The sequence below is a fragment of the Thermoplasmata archaeon genome, assembly GCA_035632695.1.
GTDB lineage: Archaea > Thermoplasmatota > Thermoplasmata > RBG-16-68-12 > RBG-16-68-12 > RBG-16-68-12.
In genome coordinates, this window is the sequence record DASQGG010000053.1 from 1 (window position 1) to 7,211 (window position 7,211).

10 protein-coding genes are annotated in these 7,211 nt (G+C 66.6%); 2 read left to right on the forward strand and 8 right to left on the reverse strand.

Annotation, left to right across the window (positions count from 1 at the left end; genetic code table 11):
- Positions 1–52: 52 nt before the first annotated feature.
- The 3 genes from VEY12_04325 to argF are packed head-to-tail and all read right to left on the reverse strand — an operon-like array spanning position 53 to position 3,570.
- On the reverse strand, positions 53–811 hold the full coding sequence (locus VEY12_04325; protein ID HYM39359.1) for an ABC transporter ATP-binding protein: 759 nt from the start codon (positions 809–811) through the stop codon (positions 53–55).
- The gene (locus VEY12_04330; protein ID HYM39360.1) at positions 808–2,592 is read right to left on the reverse strand and encodes an ABC transporter permease subunit; all 1,785 of its coding nucleotides are present in this window, start codon (positions 2,590–2,592) and stop codon (positions 808–810) included. The genes VEY12_04325 and VEY12_04330 overlap by 4 nt, the downstream gene beginning before the upstream one ends.
- A gap of 48 nt (positions 2,593–2,640) precedes the next feature.
- Positions 2,641–3,570 carry an ornithine carbamoyltransferase gene (argF, locus tag VEY12_04335; GenBank protein ID HYM39361.1) on the reverse strand — a complete coding sequence of 310 codons (930 nt, stop codon included), beginning with the start codon at positions 3,568–3,570 and terminating at the stop codon, positions 2,641–2,643.
- A gap of 92 nt (positions 3,571–3,662) precedes the next feature.
- Here argF and VEY12_04340 point away from each other — a divergent pair, with 92 nt between their 5' ends.
- Together VEY12_04340 and VEY12_04345 are read left to right on the forward strand one after the other, a co-directional pair.
- Positions 3,663–3,929, forward strand: coding sequence for a hypothetical protein (locus tag VEY12_04340; protein HYM39362.1), 267 nt, complete (start codon positions 3,663–3,665; stop codon positions 3,927–3,929).
- A 57-nt stretch (positions 3,930–3,986) separates the two neighbouring features.
- On the forward strand, positions 3,987–5,114 hold the full coding sequence (locus VEY12_04345; protein HYM39363.1) for a tyrosine-type recombinase/integrase: 1,128 nt from the start codon (positions 3,987–3,989) through the stop codon (positions 5,112–5,114).
- Between the two features lie 32 nt (positions 5,115–5,146).
- On the opposite strand, the gene VEY12_04350 is transcribed toward VEY12_04345, so the two are convergent.
- The 5 genes from VEY12_04350 to VEY12_04370 form a co-directional block, all read right to left on the reverse strand.
- Positions 5,147–5,329 (reverse strand): hypothetical protein, encoded by a 183-nt coding sequence (locus VEY12_04350; GenBank protein HYM39364.1) that lies wholly within the window; start codon positions 5,327–5,329, stop codon positions 5,147–5,149.
- Positions 5,326–5,592 carry a hypothetical protein gene (locus tag VEY12_04355; GenBank protein ID HYM39365.1) on the reverse strand — a complete coding sequence of 89 codons (267 nt, stop codon included), beginning with the start codon at positions 5,590–5,592 and terminating at the stop codon, positions 5,326–5,328. The genes VEY12_04350 and VEY12_04355 overlap by 4 nt, the downstream gene beginning before the upstream one ends.
- Before the next feature lie 8 nt (positions 5,593–5,600).
- The gene (locus VEY12_04360; protein ID HYM39366.1) at positions 5,601–5,852 is read right to left on the reverse strand and encodes a hypothetical protein; all 252 of its coding nucleotides are present in this window, start codon (positions 5,850–5,852) and stop codon (positions 5,601–5,603) included.
- On the reverse strand, positions 5,849–6,802 hold the full coding sequence (locus tag VEY12_04365) for a hypothetical protein (GenBank protein HYM39367.1): 954 nt from the start codon (positions 6,800–6,802) through the stop codon (positions 5,849–5,851). The genes VEY12_04360 and VEY12_04365 overlap by 4 nt, the downstream gene beginning before the upstream one ends.
- The coding region (locus tag VEY12_04370; GenBank protein HYM39368.1) for a hypothetical protein at positions 6,799–7,211 on the reverse strand (413 nt) is incomplete at its 5' end. The genes VEY12_04365 and VEY12_04370, both read right to left, overlap by 4 nt.

Here is a 7,211-nt window from a genome sequence, read left to right on the forward strand (position 1 = left end):
AAGGCTTCGGCGGTTGATTCTTCTCATGACTATTTGGCACCTTGGGTCCCCCCTATACGATTAGCGAGTAGATCTCGTCCACCCACCCGTAGAATTCGGGTTCTTTCCGGTTCCGCGGGCGCGGGAGGTCGATCTCTTCGATTTTGACGATGCGGCCGGGCCGGGACGACAGGACGACGACTTGGTCGGCCAGGTGCACCGCCTCGTCGATGCTGTGGGTCACCATGACGATGGCAGACGGGGGCAGGTCGGGGTTCTGCCAGAGCTGGAGGATCTCGTCGCGGAGGTTCTGCGCCGTGAGCGCATCCAGGGCCGAAAACGGCTCGTCCATGCACAGCAGAATGGGGTCCATCGCGAGGGCTCGCGCCAAGCCGACGCGCTGCTTCATCCCGCCGCTCAGCTCTCGAGGGTACGCGTTTTCGAATCCCGCGAGGCCGACCGCTTCGATGTATTTCTTCGCCTTGGCCTGTTGCTCCTCGAGTGGCACCTTGTGCGCCTCGAGCCCCAGCTGCACGTTCTGCGCGACCGTGAGCCAGGGGAACAGGGCGAAGGACTGAAAGACCATGGAGATCCGCGGATTCTCGGCGGTGACCGGCTGCCCCTGGAAGAGGATCCTTCCCTGGGTGGGCTTGTCAAGTCCCACGATCTCGCGCAGCAGGGTGGACTTCCCGCAGCCGGAGGGGCCCACGAGGCACACGAAGTCCCGATCCCGGACCTCGAAGTTGATGTCCACGAGCACCTTGAACTCCTTGCCGTTCTCGAAGTAGGACTTCGAGACGGAATCCACCTGGAGGATCGGAACCCCGCTCACTGGATCTCCATCCGGAATCGATGCGATGCCCTCTTGATGAGGGGGCGCCACAAAAGCTTGTTCATGACAAGGACGACGACGATCAGCGCGAGGATCGCGAGGGCGAGCTGCTCCGAGGCCCCCGGCGACGGCGGGGCGTACGTGGCCGCGGAAATCAACTCGCCGACGCCGGTCACCGTGAACGTCTGGTTTCCATAGGAGATGTATTCGGCCACGATGAGCGCATTCCAACCCGCACCCCAGGCCGTGATGCTTCCTGTGAGCAGGGACGGAATCACCGCGGGAAGGAGGACGCGCCTCCAGTACGCCCAGCCGTGGAGCCCGAAGACTTTCGAGGCCTCCATCAGATCCCCCGGAATGGACTTCATGCCGGCGATCACGTTGAACAGGATGTACCATTGCATGGCGAACAGGGAGACCAGGAAGGCCGCGAGCTCGGCGGCAAGCCCGAAGGCACCCGCGGCGAGGATGGCAAACGCGATGATCAGGGGGAACAGTGCGGTCGCCGGCACGGAGGCAACCACCTCGATGACCGGCGTGAGGAACTTGGAGGCCCTCGCGTTGTGGACGAGCCAGGCGGCGGTGGGAATCGTCCAGGCGAGCGCCACAAGGTACGCGAGCGCGAGCCGTCCGAGGGAATGGATCACCGCGTTGGGGATGGCGTTCGCGACGGCCGGAGGTCCTGCGTGGAACAGTGCCACCACGTTCACGGCGCCTACCGCGACCACGAGGAGGAAGATGACCAGGAACATGGCGGCGTCCACGCGGCGGATGGTTCGAAACACGCGAGGGTGTTCCGTGTAGAAGCGCTCCAGAGGCGACCCGACCCGTTCAACCGATTGGACCAAAGTCTTGAGGCGGGTGGCCGCCGCCGCTCTCAGGCGCGGGAGTCGCGGAATCCATCGCAGCCGCTCGTACGGGGCGGGTGCGCGCGAGACCTCGCCGCCCGCCGTGAGCTCGACCTTGAACCGCTCCGCCCATGCGCTCAACGGCCTCCACATGAACACGTCGAGGATGAGGACCACGATCGTGAGTGTGGCGAGCCCGAGGAGAATCGCCGTGAGATTGCCGGCTTGGCCCGCGAAGTACAGGTACGAACCGATTCCGGGCTCGGAGTATGTCGTTGTGACATTTCCCGCCGCGGCCTGGAACGCCTCGCTCGCGACCAAGTAGAACCAGCCCACGGTCCAGGAGAGGATGGAGTTGTAGACGAGCTTGGGAATCGTGGCCGGGAAGGCGAGACGCCTGAACCGGAGCCACCCCTTGACGCCGAAGACCGCCGCGGAGTCCTCGAGGTCGTGGGGCAACGTCGTGAGCGTTTCATACACGGCGAACGCCATGTTCCAGGACATGCTCGTGAAAATTAGGAAGATGATCGCGAACTCCTTCCCGAAGGGGCTGCCGCTGGGGAACGCGTCCACGAAGACCAGGAGCACGACGGGGAAGAAGCCCAGGATGGGGACGGACTGGAGGATGTCAAGGATGGGGATCAGAATCTCGCCGGCGCGTCGGCTCGAGGCCGCGGCCGAGCCGTAGCTGATCGCGAAGGCGAGCGAGAGGAAGAACGCCAGGAACATGCGCAGGGTGGACAGAAGGGCATACCAAGGGAGCTGGACGGCGGTCGCGGCCTGGGCAGGAAAGAGGAGGGCAGCGACCAACGCCAGGGCGATGATGGCGATTCCGAGGATCCGGAGATTCTTGCGCGAGATGCCCCGCCGAAAGTAGCCTCGCGCCGGATGAAAGGTCACCGTGGACCGCGTTGCGGGCACCGGAGCCGCCATCCGGGCGAGCAAGAGAGACGCCCTATTTACGGCTTCCCCGCGCGATGGCTACTCGCCGCCCAGGAATCGTACCAAGATCGCCTTCTGCGCGTGGAGCCGGTTCTCCGCCTGGTCGAAGACGATACTCTGCTTCCCGTCCACGACGTCGTCCGTGATTTCGAGCCCGCGGTGCGCAGGGAGGCAGTGCATGACCATTGCGTCCGGCTTCGCCGCGGCAACGAGTTTCGCGTTGACCTGGTACGGGAGGAAGATACGTTCCCGCTCCTCCCGCTCCTTCTCCATGCCCATGGAGACCCAGACGTCTGTGTAGAGGACGTCCGCGTCCCTCACGGCCGCGAACGGGTCGTGCACGACCTCAATGCGGGCTTCCTTGCCCGCGGCGATTCGGCGTGCCGCCGCCAAGAGGCCGGGGTCCGGCTCGTATCCTTTGGGCACCCCGGCGGTCATGTGCATGCCCACCTCTGCGCATCCGATTAGGAGGCTGTTGCACACGTTATTCCCGTCGCCCACGTAGGCGAGCTTGAGCCCCTTCAGCTCCCCCCTCTGCTCGTGGATCGTCATGAGGTCCGCGACGATCTGGCAGGGATGCTCCTTGTCGTCGAGGCCGTTGATCACGGGCACGGTCGCATGGCGCGCGAGCTCCCGCACGTTTTCGCTCTTGAAGGCGCGGTACAGGATGCCGTCCACGAACCGGCTCAGGACCCGCGCGGTGTCCGCGATGGTCTCCCCCCGACCGACCTGCAGGTCGTTGGGAGAAAGGAACAGGGCGTGGCCGCCCAGCTGGGTCATTCCGACCTCGAAGGAGACGCGCGTCCGGGTCGAGGCCTTCTCGAAGATCATCGCCAGGCTCTTGCCCCGCAACGGCTCGTAGGGCTCGCCGGCCTTCGTCCGGTTCTTGAGGCTCGCCGCGAGTTCGAGGGTCGCGACCAGGTCAGTCTCGAGGTCCAGCATGGAGAGAAGGTCGCGCTTGGACGCCACGCACGGTGGATTCCGCGGGGTCTACTTGGTGTTTGCGTAAAGAGCCCGGGAGGCAGGAGAGGTCAAATAACCGGGGGTCCGTTCTCGGGCCGATGGAACGGCCGCGGCCCACGGCGGCGGACCGGGCGCGCGAAGAGCAGGAGGCGGCTCGACGCAGGGGGAAGCTCAGTCTGCGTCTCGGAGGCCTCGGCGTCGCGGTCCTGTTCCTGGGCGGCTTGGGCGTGTACCTGCTGCCCGACGCCAGCCTGCCGTTCATCGGCGCCATGGTCGTCGGCATCCTGCTTGTGGTGGTCGCGCTCGTGCTGGTCTGGGGCTCCCCGATGCGGCTCCGTCTCGATGACCAGACCAAAATCTATTAACTGTCTACTGCGAACACTAAACACATTCAAGTAGCCCCTCCTCCATGTCCGGTCCGGGTGGAGACGACGACGCCGAGCATCGACGACTTCATGGAGACCGTGGCCAGTCGCAATCCTCGGACGCGCGCGCACTACGTGGAGGTGCTGAACGCGCTGGAGAACTGGGCAGGATGTTCGCTCGGCGAACTCACGGAGAACCGGCTCAAGTCGCTGATGACCAAGCTGCGCGCGATGGACAGCGGGAAGCACTACGCCGCCATCCTGCGCATGTTCCTCACGCGGTTCGACATGGACACGCTGGCGAAGCGCGCGCGCATCAAGCAACGGGAGAAGAAACTGCAACCAGACGAAATCCTGACCGTGTCCGAGGTCAAGACACTCATCGACGCGGCCGGCCCCACCCGCAACCGCGCCTTCATCGCTCTCCTCTATGAGTGTGGCGTGCGCGTCGCCGAGGGCTGCGTGCTCACGCGGGGCGACGTGAAGTGGAAGCCGCCCGAGAACGGCACCCCCGGCTACTTCGTGGTCCGCTTCTGGGTCGTGAAGGAGCGAGGCGAGGAACACCTGGGCTTCCTCATCTCCACAGCGCCCATCATGGAGGCCTGGCTGAAGATTCACCCCGACCCGAGCCCCGACGCGCCCCTCTTCCCCAGCGCCGCCACCGGCAAGGCCATCACGCGCACGGGCGGATGGGGCATCGTGTCGGAGGCCGCCCACCGCGCCCGCATCCTCGGCTCTGACGGCAAGGCGAAGCGGGTTCATCCGCACACGCTGCGCCACAGCCGCTGCACGCATCTCCTGGCGGGTGGGGCGTCCGAGGCGCATGTGAAGGTCTTGATGGGCTGGGCGCCAGGTAGCCAGATGCTGGCGCGCTACGCCCACCTGGTCAGCGAGGACGCGAAGGCGACTGCGTTCCAGGCGGCCGGGGTCAAGGCGCCCGAAGAGGTCAAGGTGGATGTGCTCGACTTCCAGGACGAGCGGCTCCGCCCGATGGTGCCTGTGGGCGCATTCCCGGGGAGCGTGGACGCGGTGCCGATGAAGAGCCCGGTCCGCGACGCCATCCAGGTATTCATGCGGCTCATGGAGGAGAAGCCGAAGGAGATGCAGTCGGAGCTGGCGGCCATGCTGAAGGCGGCGGAACTGACCGCCCGCGGCCCCGCCGCCACCCCAGCCTCCTCCGGATGAGGTGGCCCGCGTGGTCGCCTCTCCCCCGATTTTCACGTCCTCGCCTCCGCGTACAGTTCGAGCCGCGGCTGCTTCCGCGGCCGGCATGCCGGTGAGCAGCGGCTCGTCCACCTGCCGCACTCAGCGCAGCAGAGCCTGGGGTCGCGCTCGCCGTTCAGGCCCCGCGGGTGCATCGCGGGTCCGCCGCAGCGCGGGCAGCGCGGGAGCGCGGTCATGGGACCTCCTCCCGGAACGGGTCCGGGTCGACGTCCTCGTCCTCGTCCGGCTCGGACTCGTGCGACTCCTCCAGCATCAACGCCTCGTTCGCGATGAAGAAACACGTGCGAGGACCGTGGTCGTGGCTGCCGTAGGGCCTGCCGGGGCAGGCGACCACGAGGGCATCGCCGCGGAAGGCCAGGAAGTGGTCCTGGGCGAAGCCGCCGCAGGCGACGCAGAAGCCGAAGCCGCGGCGCGCGCCCTCCGTGGTCGTGTCGGGCACGAACATCCTCACGCCGGCGCCCCCTGCATCGGCTTCGTCTCCTCCGCCTCCGGCGGCTCCGCGCTCGACAAAGTCTCCGATTGGAGAGTTTGCTCCTCGGTCCCCTGCTTCCCCTTCGACTTCCGGTGCAGCTCCCGTCGCCGCTGCCTGTAGACGGTGAGGACGCGCTGCTTGTACGCGTCCAGGAGGTGTTGCCTCGCCGTCTCCAGTTCCCCGTCCGTTCTCGCGGCCGCCAGGGCCGCGAACTCGTCCCCACTCACGCCCCATCCTCCTTGCGCTCCTTCACAACTTCCTCGTGCCGCACCTGAGGCAGTGTCTTGAGCCGCTCGCGCAGCACCTGCGCCGCGACTCGGCTGCGGTCGCGACCCAGGTCGGGGAAGTAGGCGGCCAGGACCTCCGCGGAAATCGTTCCGCGCTCGTTGCGAAGCTTGAGCAGGTCGCCCCGACCGAGGACCTGCTCCACGACCGCGGCGATGCGGTCGCCGTCGCTCACCACGGGCGCCGTGGGCGTCGGCGGCTTCGCCTTCCGCGCCGGCTGCTCACCTCGCGCGATGGCCGCGTAGTCCGCCAGTCGTTCGCGTGCCTCTTTAATCTTGAACACTTTATACTTCTCGTACAGCCACGGCGGCAACGGTTCGAATCGGTGGTAGAACATGGGCGCGAAGTACGTGGTTCGGAACTTCTGGAACGGGTTCTCGACCGCCCGGTAGACCGTGCAGAATCCGCGTTCGAGTCCGCCCTTGAGTTCGCAATAGAACCAATCACGGCAGCGCCGCACCGCGCCGGCTCCGAGCATCTTCAGGGTCGGCGAGCACAGGTAGACATCCAGTCCCGCGTACCGGATTTGCACCGACAGCTTGGTCAGGGCGCGCTGCACGGCCGTGGCCCACTCCTGGGAGAACCACGCCTCCATGGCCTCGTCCAGAATCACGGACATCGCGCGCTTCTTTCGGTCGACCAAGAACTCCACGATGGCCGTGAACTCCTCGGCCGTGTAGGCGATGCGCTCCTGCCAGTGCCGGATGAACGTGGGGTCCGTGTAGGCGGCGGCCGTGATGGCCAACGTGGACTTCCCGGAGCCCTCCGCACCGGTCACCGCGGTCCAGTTGTCCCACTCTCCCGACAGGATGATTCCGCGCTTGTAGCGACAGTGCATGAGCAGGCGGTCGTAGGTCTGCCGGCCCGGCGGAGGCTGGACGACGTCGCTCACGGCCCTTCACCGTTCCCCGGCTCCGGCTGCGGCGGCGCGGCCTCCGTGGCCACGGTCACGGCCACGGCCGCCGCGGCCGCCGGCGGCCGCATGAGCCTGGCCAGCTGGCGGCGCAGCCGGAGAATCTCCTGGCCATCGTCCGCGTCGTGACGCGCGAGGGCGTTCCGCTCTCGCGTGAGCTTCTCGACGCGCTCCCTGAGGCTGCGGTTCGAGTGCTGCTGGTATGGGAACTGGCAGTGCTCCGTGCAGAGCGGGTGCACGGGCTTGCGAGGCAGACGGTCGATGAGTCGCCGCAGCATGGTGAGCTCCACTTCGAGTCGATGCTGGCGGCGGCGGGCCGCCACGCGTTCCCGGTTGCGTTCGGCCCACAGCGCCTCGATGACGCGCGCCGCCTCGCGCCGTTCCTTCC